Annotated in this window: 14 protein-coding genes and 1 tRNA gene; 9 read left to right on the forward strand and 6 right to left on the reverse strand. The window is 70.4% G+C overall.

The window, feature by feature from the left end; all coding sequences use genetic code 11:
- Nucleotides 1-13 precede the first annotated feature (13 nt).
- The 6 genes from ACH4K4_RS17915 (at nt 14) to ACH4K4_RS17940 (ending at nt 6,841) form a co-directional block, all read left to right on the forward strand.
- Entirely contained in the window at nt 14-487 is a 474-nt protein-coding gene (locus ACH4K4_RS17915) for a PaaI family thioesterase (protein WP_398168275.1), read from the forward strand.
- A gap of 503 nt (nt 488-990) precedes the next feature.
- A complete protein-coding gene (locus ACH4K4_RS17920) occupies nt 991-2,226 on the forward strand; it encodes a branched-chain amino acid ABC transporter substrate-binding protein (RefSeq protein ID WP_398168692.1) in 1,236 nt (411 codons plus the stop codon).
- Between the two features lie 203 nt (nt 2,227-2,429).
- Entirely contained in the window at nt 2,430-3,359 is a 930-nt protein-coding gene (locus ACH4K4_RS17925; protein WP_398168277.1) for a branched-chain amino acid ABC transporter permease, read from the forward strand.
- A 5-nt stretch (nt 3,360-3,364) separates the two neighbouring features.
- Nucleotides 3,365-5,203: a branched-chain amino acid ABC transporter permease gene (locus ACH4K4_RS17930; RefSeq protein WP_398168279.1), complete on the forward strand. Its 1,839-nt coding sequence runs from the start codon at nt 3,365-3,367 to the stop codon at nt 5,201-5,203.
- Between the two features lie 7 nt (nt 5,204-5,210).
- Entirely contained in the window at nt 5,211-6,110 is a 900-nt protein-coding gene (locus ACH4K4_RS17935; protein ID WP_398168280.1) for an ABC transporter ATP-binding protein, read from the forward strand.
- Nucleotides 6,107-6,841 (forward strand): ABC transporter ATP-binding protein, encoded by a 735-nt coding sequence (locus ACH4K4_RS17940; RefSeq protein ID WP_398168282.1) that lies wholly within the window; start codon nt 6,107-6,109, stop codon nt 6,839-6,841. The genes ACH4K4_RS17935 and ACH4K4_RS17940 overlap by 4 nt, the downstream gene beginning before the upstream one ends.
- A gap of 69 nt (nt 6,842-6,910) precedes the next feature.
- Here the strand turns inward: ACH4K4_RS17940 and ACH4K4_RS17945 are convergent, their stop codons facing one another.
- A complete protein-coding gene (locus ACH4K4_RS17945) occupies nt 6,911-7,609 on the reverse strand; it encodes an ANTAR domain-containing response regulator (protein WP_398168284.1) in 699 nt (232 codons plus the stop codon).
- 64 nt (nt 7,610-7,673) lie between these two features.
- On the opposite strand from ACH4K4_RS17945, the gene ACH4K4_RS17950 reads away from it, so the two are divergent.
- A tRNA-Leu gene (locus ACH4K4_RS17950) sits at nt 7,674-7,747 on the forward strand.
- A 117-nt stretch (nt 7,748-7,864) separates the two neighbouring features.
- Nucleotides 7,865-8,638 carry a helix-turn-helix domain-containing protein gene (locus ACH4K4_RS17955; protein ID WP_398168693.1) on the forward strand — a complete coding sequence of 258 codons (774 nt, stop codon included), beginning with the start codon at nt 7,865-7,867 and terminating at the stop codon, nt 8,636-8,638.
- A gap of 257 nt (nt 8,639-8,895) precedes the next feature.
- Here ACH4K4_RS17955 and pyk read toward each other — a convergent pair whose 3' ends face one another.
- Nucleotides 8,896-10,332 carry a pyruvate kinase gene (gene pyk / locus ACH4K4_RS17960; RefSeq protein WP_398168286.1) on the reverse strand — a complete coding sequence of 479 codons (1,437 nt, stop codon included), beginning with the start codon at nt 10,330-10,332 and terminating at the stop codon, nt 8,896-8,898.
- 142 nt (nt 10,333-10,474) lie between these two features.
- Nucleotides 10,475-11,185: an SIMPL domain-containing protein gene (locus tag ACH4K4_RS17965; protein ID WP_398168287.1), complete on the reverse strand. Its 711-nt coding sequence runs from the start codon at nt 11,183-11,185 to the stop codon at nt 10,475-10,477.
- 208 nt (nt 11,186-11,393) lie between these two features.
- On the opposite strand from ACH4K4_RS17965, the gene ACH4K4_RS17970 reads away from it, so the two are divergent.
- On the forward strand, nt 11,394-13,199 hold the full coding sequence (locus ACH4K4_RS17970) for a bifunctional metallophosphatase/5'-nucleotidase (protein ID WP_398168695.1): 1,806 nt from the start codon (nt 11,394-11,396) through the stop codon (nt 13,197-13,199).
- 83 nt (nt 13,200-13,282) lie between these two features.
- Here ACH4K4_RS17970 and ACH4K4_RS17975 read toward each other — a convergent pair whose 3' ends face one another.
- The 3 genes from ACH4K4_RS17975 to ACH4K4_RS17985 all read right to left on the reverse strand — a co-directional run bounded on the left by ACH4K4_RS17975 (nt 13,283) and on the right by ACH4K4_RS17985 (nt 16,994).
- Entirely contained in the window at nt 13,283-13,843 is a 561-nt protein-coding gene (locus tag ACH4K4_RS17975) for a cysteine hydrolase family protein (RefSeq protein ID WP_398168289.1), read from the reverse strand.
- 119 nt (nt 13,844-13,962) lie between these two features.
- A complete protein-coding gene (locus ACH4K4_RS17980) occupies nt 13,963-15,489 on the reverse strand; it encodes a lysine N(6)-hydroxylase/L-ornithine N(5)-oxygenase family protein (protein WP_398168290.1) in 1,527 nt (508 codons plus the stop codon).
- Complete coding sequence (locus ACH4K4_RS17985) at nt 15,486-16,994, reverse strand: pyridoxal phosphate-dependent decarboxylase family protein (RefSeq protein ID WP_398168292.1); 1,509 nt, start codon at nt 16,992-16,994, stop codon at nt 15,486-15,488. Before ACH4K4_RS17985 ends, ACH4K4_RS17980 begins: the two co-directional genes overlap by 4 nt.
- Nucleotides 16,995-17,222: the final 228 nt, after the last annotated feature.

A 17,222-nucleotide genomic window follows, 5' to 3' on the forward strand; every position in this document is an offset into this window, starting at 1 on the left:
GGAGCCGCAGGACATGGGCGAGCAGAGCGCGACCAGGTTTCCGCAGGAGATCATCGACCAGTGGGCCGGGCTCGGCCTCGATCTCGCCTCGCTGTTCTCCGCGGGTCATCTCGGTACGCGCATGAGCGTCCAGGTCCTGGAGGCCGCCCCCGAGCGCATCGTCGGCACCATGCCCGTCGAGGGCAACACCCAGCCGTACGGGCTGCTGCACGGCGGCGCCTCCGCGGTGCTCGCCGAGACCCTCGGCTCGGTCGGCGCGATGCTGCACGGCGGCCCCACCAAGCTGGCGGTCGGCGTGGACCTGAACTGCACCCACCACCGCGGCGCCCGCTCGGGCCTGGTCACCGGCGTCGCCACCCCCGTGCACCGCGGCCGCTCCTCGGCCACCTACGAGATCGCCATCACCGACGAGGACGGCAAGCGGGTCTGCAGCGCCCGGCTGACCTGCGTGCTGCGCGACGTGGAGGCGTCGGCGTACCGCGGCTGAGTCCCGCGCGCCCGGAGGGCGCCATGGCGGCCCCGCTCCCTGGCCGGGGGGCGGGGCCGCCGTCGTTCCCGCGTGGCGCCGGCGTACGCCACGGGCCCCATAACGCTCCGTAGCCCGCATGGACGGCATCCCCGCCGCAGACCTGCCGCTGCCCCACCGGTTCCGCACCCGTCCCGCGCGTCACATCCGGTATGCGGACGCCGGGGCCAAGATCGCCCCCAAATCCCCTGCGGGAAGTGCGAGTTCGGACTCCGCCCGGCGTCCGCGCCCGATGTAAGGACCATGAGGGCAAAATGCTCATCGACGGTCATAACAAGAGCGTCACATCCTGGTCAGCGCCGCTGTCAGGTCACCCGGCACCGCTCTAGAGTCACCGCCAGTCACCGCGCCGCCGGGCGCGCCCAGCACGGATCCTGTACCACTCGTACAGCCCGGCGCGCGAAACGGTCGTGCGACGCGCACCGACCGCGCCAGGGAAAGGACTGATCGTGCGTCACCGTTCCTTGCTCATCATCACCACCGCGGTCACCGCAGGCTCCCTCACACTCTCCGCATGCGGCTCCCGCGGCGACGACGACAAGAAGGGCGGCGAGGGCTCGAAGACGACCGTCACCATCGGGCTCGACGCCCCCGTCACCGGCGAGCTCTCCGCCCTGGGCCTGGGCATCCGCAACTCCGCCCAGCTCGCCGTCGACAACGCCAACAAGGCCGGCGAGGTCAAGGGCGTCAGCTTCGAACTCCAGGCGCTCGACGACAAGGCGCAGGCCAACGTCGGCCAGCAGAACGCCACCAAGCTGGCCGGCGACAAGGACGTCCTGGGCATCGTCGGCCCGCTGAACTCCAGCGTCGCCCAGTCCATGCAGCAGGTCGCCGAGCAGAACGGCGTGGCCCTGATATCCCCGGCCAACACCACCCCCGACCTCACCCAGGGCAAGGACTGGAAGCAGAACAAGCGCGTACGGCAGTTCTCCACCTACTTCCGCACCGCCACCACCGACGAGGTGCAGGGCGCCTTCGACGGTCAGTTCGCCTGGGAGAAGGCCAAGTTCAAGAACGCCTACGTCATCGACGACCAGAAGACCTACGGCGCGGGCCTCGCCGCCTCCTTCAAGACCCAGTTCACCAAGCTGGGCGGCAAGGTCGTCGGCTCCGAGCACGTCAACCCGGAGGACCGCGACTTCAAGGCCGTCGTCGCCAAGGTCAAGGCCGCCAAGCCCGACGTGGTCTTCTACGGCGGCGAGTACCCCGCGTCCGGGCCGCTGAGCCAGCAGCTCAAGGACGGCGGCGTCACCGTCCCCCTGATGGGCGGCGACGGCATGTACAGCGCCGACTACATCAAGCTCAACAAGAAGGCGCAGGGCGACTACGCCTCCTCCGTCGGCAAGCCCGTCGAACAGCTGGAGTCCGCCAGGAAGTTCATCGCCGACTACAAGGCCGCCGGCTACAAGGACCGCTACGAGGCGTACGGCGGCTCCTCGTACGACGCCACCTGGGCCCTGATCCAGGCCGTCAAGAAGGTCGTCGGCGACAACGGCGGCAAGCTGCCGGGCGACGCGCGCAAGAAGGTCGTCGACGCCATGAACAAGGTCTCCTTCGACGGCGTCACCGGCCATGTCGGCTTCGACAAGTACGGCGACACCACCAACACCATGATCACCGCCTACCAGGTCGACCAGGGCAAGTGGGTCGCCCGCTTCAGCGCGGAGTTCAAGAAGTTCGACAAGGCCGGCAAGAGCTGAGCCTCACGGGCTGACCACGTCCCGCCGAGACCGGCGGGCCCGGACCGTACACGGCCCCGGGCCCGCCGGACCCCGCCGCACCACCACACCGGCCAGTGCCCCCGGGCCGCGCCAGGACGCCACGAACGCCCCGGCGCGCCGACCGCGGCACGCGGGCTGCCGCCACCGCCCGTACCGTCTTCCCACCCCACGGAGGCCCTGCGGTGAACGAACTGCCGCAACAGCTGGCCAACGGACTCATCCTCGGCGCGATGTACGGACTCATCGCGATCGGCTACACGATGGTCTACGGCATCGTCCAGCTCATCAACTTCGCCCACGGCGAGATCTTCATGGTCGGCGGCTTCGGCGCGCTGACCGTCTTCCTCGCCCTGCCGTCCGGTGTCTCCCTCCTCTACGCCCTGCCGCTGATGCTCATCGGGGCGGTCGCCGTCTCGGTCCTCGTCGGCGTGGCAGCGGAACGTTTCGCCTACCGGCCCCTGCGCGGCGCACCCCGCCTCGCCCCCCTCATCACCGCCATCGGCCTGTCCATCGCCCTCCAGCAAGCCGTCTGGAAGTGGTACCCCGAAGGCAACAAGGCCCGCGTCTTCCCCCAGTTCAAGGGGGACTCCTTCGACATCCTGGGCGCCACCGTCCAGCGCGGCGACATCTTCGTCCTCGTCGCCGCCCCCGTCTGCATGATCGGCCTCGGCTTCTTCGTCGCCCGCACCCGCAGCGGCCGCGCCATGCAGGCCACCGCCCAGGACCCGGACACCGCCAAACTCATGGGCGTCAACACCGACCGGATCATCGTGCTCGCCTTCGCCATCGGCGCCGCCTTCGCGGGCGTCGCCGCCGTCGCGTACGGACTGCGCACCGGCGAGGTCCAGTTCCGCATGGGCTTCATCCTCGGCCTCAAGGCGTTCACCGCGGCCGTCCTCGGCGGCATCGGCAACATCTACGGCGCCATGCTCGGCGGCGTCGTCCTCGGCGTCGCCGAAGCGCTCGCCACCGGCTACGTCGAGGAGATCCCCGGCATGCAGCAGTTCGGCGGCGGAGCCTGGAAGGACGTCTGGGCCTTCGTCCTCCTCATCCTCGTACTCCTCCTGAGGCCACAGGGCCTGCTGGGCGAACGCGTCGCGGATCGGGCGTGATAGCGATGACCACTCCACCCACCAACGCGGGCAACGGCGGCGCGCAGACCCCCGGCACCACACCGCACCCCCGCCCCGGCGTCCTGCCCCTCCCCGAACGCGGCGCCCGCGCCACCACCGCGGCCGCCGCCCTCGCCACCGCCGCCTCCACCGCCCTCGCCTGGACCTGGAGCAGCGAGTTCCCCGGCGACCTCACCTACTACGGCTCCCCCGCCGGCCTCCAGCTGATCACCCTCGCCGGCAGCGTCCTCACCCTCCTGCTCGCCCTCTCCGGCCTCGGCGTCCGCGGCCTCGGCTGGCTCACCCCCGCCGGCCGCAACGCCCCCGTCCTGTTCGCCGCCCTCGCCACCTTCGCCGTCACCTGGTTCACCCTCGGCGCCATCGCCGTCGGACTCGGCGGCCTCGTCAACCTCGACCCCGGCGGTTTCCTCGCCGGCGCCGCCGCCCTCGTCACCCTCCTCGGCGCCCTCGGCCTGCCCGCCGACCGCACCGCAGCGGAAGGCCCGGAGACCGGCCCGCCGCCCGGCGCCTGGCACCGCTTCACCGGCGCCCTGGCCCCCGTCCCCCTGCGCAAGCCCGCCCGCCCACTGCCCTCCTGGGCCGAGATCCTGGTCATCGCCGCCGCGTTCGGCGCCGGGCTCTACGCCTTCACGTACGGCATCGACGCCGAGGACGGCCCGCCCTTCGTCGGCTACCTGATCTTCATCGCGCTCGCCGTCCCCGCCCTGCACCGCGCCGGGCTCATCGGCCGCCTCACCGGCATCACCGCCCGGCACCGCGGCGTCGCGCTGGCCGCCGCCTTCGCCGCCGCCGCCTGCTTCCCGCTCACCCAGGACACCGACCAGTACACGATCATCGGCGCCAACATCCTCATCTTCGCCACCGTCGCCCTCGGCCTGAACGTCGTCGTCGGCCTCGCCGGCCTCCTCGACCTCGGATACGTGGCCTTCCTCGGCGTCGGCGCCTACGCCGCCGCCCTCGTCTCCGGCAGCCCCGAATCCGCCCTCGGCCTGCACTTCCCGTTCTGGGCCGCACTGCTCACCGGCGCCGCCGCCTCACTCGTCTTCGGCGTCCTGATCGGCGCCCCCACCCTGCGCCTGCGCGGCGACTACCTCGCCATCGTCACCCTCGGCTTCGGCGAGATCTTCCGCATCGCCATGCTCAACCTCAACGGCACCACGGGACCCGACGTCACCAACGGCGCCATGGGCATCCCCAACGTCCCCAACCTGGAGATCTTCGGCTTCAACTTCGGCCAACCCCACGAGATCCTCGGCTTCACCATCGCCACCTACGGCAACTACTACCTCCTGATGATCCTCGTCACCGCCGTCGTCGTCCTCGTCTTCCGCCGCGCCGCCGCCTCCCGCATCGGCCGCGCCTGGATCGCCATCCGCGAGGACGAGACCGCCGCCATCGCGATGGGGATCAACAGCTTCCGGCTGCGCCTGCTCGCCTTCGCCCTCGGCGCCGCCCTCGCCGGATTCGCCGGCACCGTCCACGTCCACGTCGTCACCACCGCCACCCCCGAACAGTTCCAGTTCGCCGGCCCCACACCGCCCAACTCCGCGTTCCTCCTCGCCGCCGTCATCCTCGGCGGCATGGGCACCCTCGCCGGCCCCTTCGTCGGCGCGGCCCTGCTCTTCCTCATCCCCGCCAAACTCGACTTCCTCCAGGACTACCAGCTGCTCCTGTTCGGCCTCGCCCTCGTCCTGCTCATGCGCTTCCGCCCCGAGGGCCTGATCCCCGACCGCAGGAAACAGCTCGAATTCCACGAGACCGGCCAGCTCGACGTACCCGATACGCGCCTGCCCGACGGGGGCCAGGCCTCGGTGAAGGCGTGACGACACCATGACCACACCCACCAGCACCGCCGGCGCCGTCCTCGAAGCCACCGGCGTCACCATGCGCTTCGGCGGCCTGACCGCCGTACGCGGCGTCGACCTGACCGTCCGGGCCGGCGAGATCGTCGGCCTCATCGGCCCCAACGGCGCCGGGAAAACCACCTTCTTCAACTGCCTCACCGGCCTCTACACCCCCACCGAAGGCGCCGTCAGCTTCCAAGGCAACCGCCTCTCCCGCAAACCCCACCTCGTCACCAAAGCCGGTGTCGCCCGCACCTTCCAGAACATCCGCCTCTTCGCCAACATGACCGTCCTCGAAAACACCCTCGTAGGACGCCACACCCGCACCAAAGAAGGACTCTGGTCCGCCCTCCTGCGCGGCCCCGGCTTCCGCAAGGCCGAACGCACCTCCGAAAAACGCGCCATGGAACTCCTGGAGTTCACCGGCCTCGCCGCCAAACGCGACCACCTCGCCCGCAACCTCCCCTACGGCGAACAGCGCAAGCTGGAGATCGCCCGCGCCCTCGCCAGCGAACCCGCCCTCCTCCTGCTCGACGAACCCACCGCCGGCATGAACCCCCAGGAGACCCGCGCCACCCAGGCCCTCGTCCTCGCCATCCGCGACCAAGGCACCGCCGTCCTCGTCATCGAGCACGACATGCGCTTCATCTTCAACCTCTGCGACCGCGTCGCCGTCCTCGTCCAGGGCGAGAAACTCGTCGAAGGCACCTCCGACGTCGTCCAGGCCGACGAACGCGTCGTCGCCGCCTACCTCGGCACGCCCTTCGAGGACGCGCCCGGCGCCGAGGAAGCCGCCGAAGTACGCGCGGCGGAGGAACAGGCCCGCGCCGCGGACCACGGCCCCGCCGCACCCGGGCCCTCCGGCCCGGAAGGAGACCCCCGATGACCGCGACCTCCTCCCCCTCCCCACTCCTCCAGGTGGAGGACCTGCGCGTCGCCTACGGCAAGATCGAAGCCGTCAAAGGCATCTCGTTCTCCGTCGGCGCCGGCCAGGTCGTCACCCTCATCGGCACCAACGGCGCCGGCAAGACCACCACCCTGCGCACCCTCTCCGGCCTCCTCAAACCCCTCGCCGGAAAGATCACCTTCGACGGAGCGCCGCTCGACGGCGTCCCCGCCCACAAGATCGTCGAACGCGGCCTCGCCCACTCCCCCGAAGGCCGCCGCCTCTTCCCCCGCCTGACCATCGCCGAAAACCTCAAGCTCGGCGCGTTCCTGCGCAAGGACCCGGCCGGCATCGAGGCCGACATCCGGCGCGTCTACGAACTCTTCCCCATCCTCGGCGAACGCAGCCGCCAGGCGTCCGGCACCCTCTCCGGCGGCGAACAGCAGATGCTCGCCATGGGCCGCGCCCTGATGTCCCGCCCCAAACTCCTCATGCTGGACGAGCCCTCCATGGGCCTGTCCCCCATCATGATGCAGAAGATCATGGACACCATCCGCGAACTCCGCGCCCAGGGCACCACCATCCTCCTCGTCGAACAGAACGCCCAGGCCGCCCTCTCCCTCGCCGACCACGGCCACGTCATGGAAACCGGCACCGTCGTCCTGTCCGGCACCGGCCAGGAACTCCTGCACGACGAGTCGGTACGGAAGGCGTATCTGGGGGAGGACTGAGCGGCGCCCCGACACGAAGAAGGGCTGTGCCGGTCAGCGACCGGCACAGCCCTCGGGGAAGGGAAACCCCTACTCCTTCCCCTCCTTCTCCTTCTTCTGCTTCTTCTCCTCGGCGTCCTCGATGACGGCCTCGGCGACCTGCTGCATGGACAGCCGGCGGTCCATCGACGTCTTCTGGATCCAGCGGAAGGCGGCAGGCTCGGTCAGCCCGTACTGGGTCTGCAGAATGCTCTTCGCCCGGTCCACCAGCTTGCGGGTCTCCAGCCGCTGGGTGAGGTCGGCGACCTCCTTCTCCAGCGTCTTCAGCTCCGTGAAGCGGCTCACGGCCATCTCGATGGCCGGCACCACGTCGCTCTTGCTGAACGGCTTGACGAGGTACGCCATGGCCCCCGCGTCCCGCGCCCGCTCCACCAGTTCGCGCTGCGAGAACGCGGTGAGCATCAGGACCGGGGCGATGCTCTCCTCGGCGATCCGCTCGGCGGCGGAGATCCCGTCGAGTTTCGGCATCTTCACATCCAGGATCACCAGATCCGGACGGTGCTCCCGGGCCAGCTCCACGGCTTTCTCGCCGTCCCCGGCCTCACCGACGACGGTGTAGCCCTCCTCCTCCAGCATCTCTTTGAGATCGAGACGGATGAGGGCCTCGTCCTCGGCGATGACCACACGGGTCGTCTGCGGCGGGACATGCGACTGATCGTCGTCGGCGACGGGCTGCTCGGGCTCGGCGGCGCTCACGGGTCTCCTCGTTCCAGGCAGGTGGTGCCCCATGAGCCTACCTAGCTCCTGTATCTTTGAGGCACGGAGGGGATACGGTAACCTTCCGAACGCAGGGGCTCCGGTAGTCCAATCGGCAGAGACGATACCCTCAAAAGGTATTCAGTGTGGGTTCGAGTCCCACCCGGGGCACTTTACCTTAGATTCAAAGGCCAGCCTCCGGCGGGCGATCTTCACTCGCTCCGGTGAACGCGTCCTGATTGAGCCCGGAACGGCAAGAATCCGGCCACGCTCGACTTCGTGTACGACATCGAGACGCGCGAGCGAGTCCTCTCCCTGTTCCGAACCGGGTCCAGGAACGCCGATATCGCGCGCGCCCTGGGCATCCCCCTCGGCACCGTCAGCTACTGGCGACACACCGACCGCGCCAAGCGCGGTCAATGCCCCGGTTCACACCGATCAGCATGCCCGCGGTGTGATGGCCGTTCCCTCGACGATTCCGCCTATTCCTACCTCTTAGGTCTTTACCTGGGTGACGGCCACATCATCCAGTGCTCCGGGCATCGCGTCCCGAGCCTCATGATTGCTTGCAGCGACACATGGCCCGGCCTCATGGACGCATGCGAAGCCGCGATGTCCGCGGTCTTCCCTGACAACTCCGTATGCCGGGTCCGCCGAACCGGCTGTCACAACGTGAAGGTGTACTCCAAGCACCTTTGGTGCCTGTTCCCGCAGCACGGTGACGGCAAGAAGCACCACCGGCCGATCGTGCTGGAAGCATGGCAACAACGCATCGTGGACACCCATCCCTGGGAATTCGTTCGCGGCCTCTTCCACTCCGACGGGTGCCGCATCACGAACTGGACGACACGCACGGTCGGCGGGCAGAAGAAGCGCTACGAGTACCCGCGCTACCTGTTCGCCAACAAGTCCGACGACATCCGCAAGCTCTACTCGGACACCCTCACGAAGGTGGGCGTCGAATGGACGACGCTCGCCCGCGGCAGCGATCCGTTCAACATCTCCGTAGCGAAGAAAGCGTCCGTGGCGCTCATGGACGCGCACGTCGGGCCGAAGTACTGAACTCCGGCTTCCGTGTGGCAGGTCAGGGGCGAGCCGGTGTCCCGGGCCAGGACGGAGTGCTGGCGGTACGGGCCGGAGCTGCGGCTGCCTGTTGACTGTTCCCTTCCGATGGCTGCCGGGTCACCGATGGGGCGACTCGTCTCGTGGGTGGGGTGCGGAAGGGTGCGCCGTGCAGAGAATGTGTCGGTGGCGAAACGGGCGTCCGGGCGTCCGTGGGACTCATGGACGCCCATGTCGGCCGAAGTGCTGATGGGTGGTCAGGACCGGGAGTCGTCTTCGCCGATGTGGTGGACGCGGACGAGGTTGGTGGAGCCGGCGACGCCGGGTGGGGAGCCGGCGGTGATGATGACGACGTCGCCGCGGTCGCAGCGGCCGATGCGCAGGAGTTCCTCGTCGACTTGGGCGACCATTTCGTCGGTGGAGTCGACCTTCGGGCCGAGGAAGGTTTCCACGCCCCAGGTGAGGTTGAGCTGGGAGCGGGTGGCCGGTTCGGGGGTGAAGGCGAGGAGGGGGATGGGTGAGCGGTAGCGGGACAGGCGGCGGACGGTGTCGCCGGACTGGGTGAAGGCGACGAGGAACTTGGCGCCGAGGAAGTCGCCCATTTCGGCGGCCGCGCGGGCGACGGCGCCGCCTTGGGTGCGGGGCTTGTTGCGGTCGGTCAGCGGGGGCAGGCCCTTGGTGAGGATGTCTTCCTCGGCCGCTTCGACGATGCGGGCCATGGTGCGTACCGTCTCGGTGGGGTACTTGCCGACGCTGGTCTCGCCGGAGAGCATCACGGCGTCGGTGCCGTCGATGACGGCGTTGGCGACGTCGGAGGCTTCGGCGCGGGTGGGCCGGGAGTTCTCGATCATGGAGTCGAGCATCTGAGTGGCGACGATGACCGGCTTCGCATTGCGCTTGGCCAGTTTGATGGCACGCTTTTGGACGATCGGGACCGTTTCCAAGGGCATTTCGACGCCGAGGTCGCCGCGGGCGACCATGATGCCGTCGAAGGCGGCGACGATGTCGTCGATCGCGTCGACGGCCTGCGGCTTTTCGACCTTGGCGATGACGGGCCGGAAGCAGTTCTCCTGGCGCATGATCCGGTGGACGTCGTCGATGTCGTCGCCGCTGCGGACGAAGGAGAGGGCGATGATGTCGGCGCCGGTGCGCAGGGCCCAGCGGAGGTCGTCGCGGTCCTTCTGGGAGAGGGCGGGGACGGAGACGGCGACGCCGGGGAGGTTGAGGCCCTTGTGGTCGGAGACCATGCCGCCTTCGACGACGGTGGTGCGGACCTCGGGGCCGGAGACGTCGGCGACCTGGAGGGTCACTTTCCCGTCGTCGACGAGGATGCGTTCGCCGGGGGTGACGTCGGCGGCGAGTCCTTCGTAGGTGGTGCCGCAGAGGTGGCGGTCGCCTTCGACGCCGGGTTCGACGGTGATGGTGAAGGTGTCGTCGCGTTCGAGAAGTACCGGGCCTTCGCGGAAGCGGCCGAGGCGGATCTTCGGACCTTGGAGGTCGGCGAGGACGCCGACGCTGCGGCCGGTCTCCTCGGATGCCTTGCGTACCCGCTCGTACCGCGCCTCGTGGTCGGCGTAGGTGCCGTGGCTGAGGTTGAAGCGGGCGATGTCCATGCCGGCTTCGACGAGTGCCTTGATCTGCTCGTACGAGTCGGTGGCGGGTCCCAGGGTGCAGACGATCTTTGCTCGGCGCATGGTTCGACCCTACGACCTACTCATAGGTAGGGCAGTGTGCGGAAGTGACTGCCCAACGGCCTTTGCGTGAAAGGCTCTTGACAAACGATTGAATGCGCGCGGTGGTGCTCCTATGAGCGGATGAGAGGGAGAAGGGGCCGGGTCACAGGGCGGGGCGGGTCATGGTGAAGCGGGCGTTGACTTGTGCGTAGACCTCTTGGCGTTCGGGTTCCAGGTCGAGGGCGGGGGTGCTTTCGGCCGTGTCCGACGCCCCGTAGGAGACGGAACGGAACATGCCGCCCGGGGCGGGGAGCGGCGCGGCGTTCTCGGCGCCGATGTCGGCGAGTTCGAGGACGGCTTCGAGGCGGGCGCCGAGGGCTTCGGCGTATTCGCGGGCGCGCCGGACCGCGTCGTGTACGGCTTGTTCGCGGGCTTGGCGGTGGGCGGGCGAGCCGGGGCGCAGGGCCCACCAGGGGCCGTCGACGCGGGTGAGTTCGAGGGCGGCGAGGCGGGTGGTGAGTTCGCCGAGGGTGGTGAAGTCGGTGAGGGTGGCGGTGAGGCGGACGCGGCCGTGGTAGGCGCGGACGCGTTCGTGGCGGCCCTTGGCGGTCATTTCGGGGGCGACGGAGAAGGCGCCGGTGTCGAGTTTTTCGACGGCGTCGCCGTAGCTCTTGATGAGGGCGAGGGCCTGGTCGTTGCGGTGGGTGAGGTCTTTGAGGGTGGTTTTGCGGTCGGCGCCGCGGGCGCCGACGGTGATGTCGATGCGGGCGGTCTCGGGGTCGGCTTCGATGCGGGCCTCGCCGCGTACGGCGAGGCGGGGCGCGTCGGGGGTGCCGTACGGGAGGGCGCCGGGGCGGGTGTCGGTGTCGGTCATGGGGGCAGCCTGGCACGGGGTGGGGTGTTTGTCAGGGAGTGGCCGGGCGGGGCGGCGGTCATCTGATCGCAACCTGTGAGGGCTGTTGCGGGTGGGGTTGCTGCGTCAGAATCTACGCGCGTTGTCCATGGATGTCGCGGTGTGGCGTCGTCGCAGACGCCGTCGCCGTCACCGCCGTCCGCTGCCGTGTTTCGTCAAAGGAGATGTCATGCCGCTCGACCGTAGGAAGTTCCTGGGGAGTTCGGTCGCCACGGGCGCGGGGGCCGCGCTCATCGGTACGGCGGGGCCGTCGGCGGCGGCCGCGCAGGTGCCCGGCGGCGGGGCGCGGCGGGCGCAGCGCTATTGCTTCACGGTCATGGGGACCACGGACCTGCACGGGAACGTCTTCAACTGGGATTACGCGACGGACGCGGAATTCGACGACAAGGACCACAACGATGTGGGACTGGCGAAGATTTCGACGCTGGTGCGGCGGGTCAGGGCAGAGAAGGGGGATGGCAATACGCTGCTGATCGACGCGGGTGACACGATCCAGGGGACGCAGCTGGCGTATTACTACGCGAAGGTGGATCCGGTCACGGGCCCGAACGGGCCGGTGCATCCGATGGCGAAGGCGATGAACGCCATCGGGTACGACGCCGCGGCGCTCGGCAATCACGAGTTCAATTACGGGCTTCCGGTGCTGCGGAAGTTCGAGGAGAGCTGTGATTTTCCGCTGCTGGGGGCGAACGCGGTGGATGCGAAGTCGTTGCGGCCGGCGTTTCCGCCGTACTGGATGACGCGGTTGCGTACGCCGTGCGGCCGGGACGTGAAGGTGGCGGTGCTGGGGCTGACCAATCCGGGTATCGCGATCTGGGACAAGGCCCATGTGCAGGGGAAGCTGGCCTTTCCGGGGCTGGAGGAGCAGGCGGCGAAGTGGGTGCCGAAGCTGCGCTCGATGGGCGCGGACGTGGTGATCGTGTCCGCGCATTCGGGGACGAGCGGCACGTCGTCGTACGGGGATCAGTTGCCGTACGTGGAGAACGCGGCGGCGCTGGTGGCGGAGCGGGTGCCGGGGATCGACGCGATTCTGGTGGGGCACGCGCACGTGGAGGTGCCGGAGCGGCGGGTGGTGAACCGGGCGACGGGCCGTGAGGTGGTGTTGTCGGAGCCGTTGAAGTGGGGGCAGCGGCTGACGCTCTTCGATTTCGAGGTGGTGCGGTCGCGGGGGCGCTGGGCGGTGGAGTCGGTGTCGGCGAAGGTGCTGAATTCCAATACGGTGCCGGAGGACCCGCGGATCACGCGTCTGCTGCGTACGGAGCAGCGGAAGGTGGTGGCGTACGTCAATCAGGTCATCGGGCGGTCGAAGGCGGAGATGACGGCGGCGGAGGCTCCGTACAAGGACACGCCGGTGCTGCGATTCATCGCGCAGGTGCAGGCGGAGGCGGTGCGGAAGGCGCTGGCCGGCGGGGAGTTCGCGAAGCTGCCGGTGTTGTCGCAGGCGTCGTGTTTCTCGCGTACGGCGGCGGTGCCGGCGGGTGCGGTGACGATACGGGCGATGGCCGCGTTGTATCCGTTCGACAATACGCTGGAGGCGCGGGTGCTGACCGGGAAGCAGTTGCGGGAGTACCTGGAGTTCTCCGCCCGGTATTACGTGCGGACGCCTGCGGGTGGCCCGGTCGATCCGGCGAAGCTGACGAATGCGGAGGGAATTCCGGACTACAACTACGACGCGGTGAGCGGCGTCTCGTACGAGATCGACATCGCGCGGGAGCCGGGGCAGCGGATCGGGAGGCTGTCGTTCGAGGGCAAGCCGGTGGCGGACGACGCGCGGTTCGTGCTGGCGGTGAACAACTACCGGGCGGGTGGCGGCGGTAATTTCCCGCACGTGGCGAAGGCACAGCAGGTGTGGTCGACGTCCGAGGAGATCCGGAATGTGATCATCGGGTGGGTGAAGGAGACCGGGGAGATCGACGGTGCGCGGTTCGCCTCGGTGGGCTGGCGGTTGACGCGCGACGGGGTGCCGGTGTTCTGAGTCCGTTCCGCCACCGGCCGGCCCGCGGAGCAGGGCGGGCCGGTGGGGCCGGCCCTCCGTGTCGCCGTCCGCTCGGCCTGCCGCTACCGGGGTGCGTTCGCCTTGACCCAGTCGTCGACGGTGACGACGTCCGCCCACTGCGGGAACAGCCGCTCGACGAGGGCCCGGTGCAGCTCCGGGTCGGTGTCCAGGCAGGCGTCGGAGAGGACGGTGAGGCCGAAGTCCAGGTCGTTCGCCTGGCACAGGGTGGACAGCACCACAGCGCTGGTGGCGATGCCGGTGAGGACGAGGCTGTCGATCCCGCGTGCCCGCAGCACCACGTCGAGGTCGCTGCCCGAGAAGGCGCTCGCCCGCCTCTTGGTGACCACCACGTCGCCCTGCCGGGGCGCGACCTCGGGGTGGATCTCGGTGCCCGGCGCGCCCTCTGCGAAGAGGCCGGCCTGTGCGATGGCGGCGAGCGGCCTGTTGCGCGTGCCGACTTCGGGGTAGCCGGGGCGCAGCGCGATGACCACGTAGATCACGGGGATGTCCGCCGCCCGGGCTCCGTCGATCGCCCTGCGCAGGCGTGGCAGGTATCCGGAGCCGTCGTCGGCGATGTCCACGATGGCCTGTTGGACGTCCATCACGAGAAGGGCGCTGCCCATGGCGTCTCCAGGATCGAAGTCGGTTCGGCGTCGAGCGGGCCGGGTTCTGGTGTTCGATCCGGATCCTACGCGGCCTCGGGCCCAGGGTTCCGTGCGGTGCGGGGTCTGGGCCGGCCGGGTCAGGGGCTCTGGAGGAGGGTGGAGTTGGGGCGGGGGGTGCCGGTGGGGTTGGGGGGTGGGGAGGGGCGCAGGCCGAAGGTGGTGAAGGCGGTGCGGGACGGCAAGGGGTAGGCGGGGCGTTCGGTGAGGGTGTTGAGGATGGTGGCGCTGCGCCAGGCGGCGAGGCCGAGGTCGGGGGTGCCGACGCCGTGGGTGTGGTGTTCGGCGTTCTGTACGTAGACGGAGCCGGTGACGCAGGGGTCGAGGACGAGGCGTTGTTCGGTGTCGACGCAGGGGCGGTTGGCGGCGTCGCGCTGGAGGTAGGGGTCGAGGGCGGCGAGGAGGGTGTCGGTGTGGCCGGTTCGGTAGCCGGTGGCGAGGACGACGGCGTCGGTGGTCAGGCGGCTGCGGGTGGCCTGGTGGGGGTGTTCGAGGTGGAGTTCGACCTTGGTGGTGCCGACGCGTCCCGCGGTGCGGACGGTGACGCCGGGGGTGAGGGTGGCGTCGGGCCAGCCGCCGTGGAGGGTGCGCCGGTAGAGCTCGTCGTGGATGGCGGCGATGGTGTCGTGGTCGATGCCCTTGTGGAGCTGCCACTGGGCCGGGAGGAGTTCGTCGCGTACGGGTTCGGGGAGGGCGTGGAAGTAGCGGGTGTAGTCGGGGGTGAAGTGTTCGAGGCCGAGTTTGCTGTACTCCATGGGGGCGAAGGCGGGGGTGCGGGCGAGCCAGTGGAGGCGTTCGCGGCCGGCCGGGCGGGCGCGCAGCAGGTCGAGGAAGACTTCGGCGCCGGACTGGCCCGAGCCGATGACGGTGATGTGTTCGGCGGCCAGCAGGCGTTCGCGGTGGGCGAGGTAGTCGGCGGCGTGGATGACGGGGACGGCGGGGGCGTCGGCGAGGGGCTTGAGTGCTTCGGGTACGTGGGGGACGGTGCCGGTGCCGAGGGCGAGGTTGCGGGCGTAGGCGCGGCCGAGTGCCTCGGCTTCGCCGTCGGCGTCGAGCTGGGTGTAGTCGACTTCGAAGGCGGCGCGGTCGGTGTTCCAGCGGACGGCGTCGACCTGGTGGCTGAAGTGCAGGGCGGGGAGGTTTTCGCTGACCCAGCGGCAGTAGGCGTCGTATTCGGCGCGCTGGATGTGGAAGCGCTCGGCGAAGTAGAAGGGGAAGAGGCGTTCCCGGTGTTTGAGGTAGTTCAGGAAGGTCCAGGGGCTGGCGGGGTCGGCGAGGGTGACGAGGTCGGCGAGGAAGGGGACTTGCAGGGTGGTGCCGTCGATGAGGAGGCCGGGGTGCCAGTGGAAGGCGGGGCGCTGGTCGTAGAAGGCGGTGCGCAGGTGGGTGAGGGGGTGGGCGAGGGCGGCGAGGGAGAGGTTGAAGGGGCCGATGCCGATGCCGGCGAGGTCCAGCGGTTCTTCGGGGCTGGTGGGGGGACGGGCGGGGGCGGCCTCGGGGGTGGGTGGCCCGGCGTAGGTGGGGCGGGGCGGGGCGGGGACGTCGTCGCCCGCGCCGTGGGGTGAGGGCAGTTGGAGGGTGACGGCGTCAGGGTGGGGGGTGCTCATCGAGGGGTGTGGCCTTCCACGAGTTTCAGCAGCGAGGTGAGGTCGTCGGTGGTGGTGTAGGGGTTGAGGAGGGTGGCCTTGAGCCAGAGACCGGTGGGGGTGGTGGCGCGGCCGAGGACGGCGCGGCCGTTGTGCAGGAGGCGGCGGCGGATGGTGGCGACGGTGGTGTCGTCGGCGCCGGTGGGGCGGAAGAGAACGGTGCTGAGGGTGGGGTGGGAGTGGAGTTCGTGGGCGGGGTGGTCGTCGATGAGGCGGGCGAGGGTGCGGGCGGCGGCGAGGGTGCGGTCCACGAGGTCGGCGAGGCCGGTGCGGCCGAGAGCCTTGAGGGTGACGGCGATCTTGAGGATGTCCGGGCGGCGGGTGGTGCGCAGGGAGCGGCCGAGGAGGTCGGGGAGGCCGGCTTCGGTGTCGTCGTCGGCGTTGAGGTAGGCGGCGCGGTGGGCGAGCGGGGCGAGGCAGGCCGTGCCGGGTACGGCGAGGAGGCCGGCCGCGACCGGCTGCCAGCCGAGTTTGTGCAGGTCGAGGGTGACGGTGTGGGCGCGGTGCAGGCCGTCGAGGAGGTGGCGGTGGGTGTCGCTGAACAGGAGCGGGCCGCCGTAGGCGGCGTCGACGTGCAGGCGGGCGCCGTGGGTGCCGGCCACGTCGGCGAGGGCGGGGAGCGGGTCGATGGCGCCGGCGTCGGTGGTGCCCGCGGTGGCGCAGACGAGGACGGGAGCGGCGGGTGTGCCGGGGGTGCGGAGGCCGGCGAGGGCCGTGTGGAGGGTGTGGGGGTCGAGGGTGCCGTCGGGGGTGGGGAGGGTGTGGGGTTCGGTGAGGCCGAGGAGCCAGGCGGCGCGGTGGACGCTGTGGTGGGCGTTGGCGCCGCAGACGACCTGGAGGGGTGCGAGGTGGCGGGCGCGGGCGTGCTCGCGGGCGAGGAGGAGGGCGAGTTGGTTGGCCTCGGTGCCGCCGGTGGTGACGAGGGCGTCGGGAGTGCCGGTCTCGCGGGAACGGCCGGGGACGACGGGTGTGCCGGTCTCGCGAGGGTGGCCCGGCGGGTCGGCACCGTGGGGTGCTCGCTGGTGGCGGGGGCTTTCGGGTCCGTACGGGTAGACGAGCGCGGCCAGTTCGCGTGCGGTGCGGGCTTCGAGGGCGGAGGCGGCGGGGGCCTGGTCCCAGGAGTCCATCGAGGGGTTGAGGGCGCCGGCGGCGAGGTCGGCGGCTACGGCGAGGGCCAGTGGCGGGCAGTGCAGGTGGGCGGCGCAGTGCGGGTCCGCGGGGTCGGCGGCGCCCGCGGCCATGGCGCGTACCAGGGCGCGCAGTGCCTCGTGGGGCCCGCAGCCGGTTTCGGGCAGGACCGGTCCCGCGGTCTCCCGCAGCCGTGCGGCGACGCGGCCGGGGCCGCCCGCGGGCAGCGGCCCGCCCCTGGCTTCCGCGCCGTCGCGCAGCGCGTCGAGGACGGTGCCGAGGAGCGGTCGCAGGGCGTCGGGGCCTGCGGCTCCGCCGGCGAGGGGCGGGGTGTTCATGGGCGGTCCTTCGGGTGCGTGCGCGACAGCGGACACCCCCAGCCTGGCCGGGGCCGGGTGGCGTGCCTGCCGAGCCGAGCGAGCTCAACCCGAAAGTGGTACCGCTACGGAGGGCGGGGCGGTTGTGATCGGTTTGCCTGCTATGCAGTCCGTACGGGGCGTGGGTGGACGCCCCTGCGGGGGCGGGGACGGGGGCAGGGGCGGGTGACGAAACCTTTCACCGGGCCC

Origin of the sequence: Streptomyces sp. NPDC017529, from assembly GCF_044329785.1 — a bacterium.
Classification (GTDB): Bacteria; Actinomycetota; Actinomycetes; order Streptomycetales; family Streptomycetaceae; genus Streptomyces.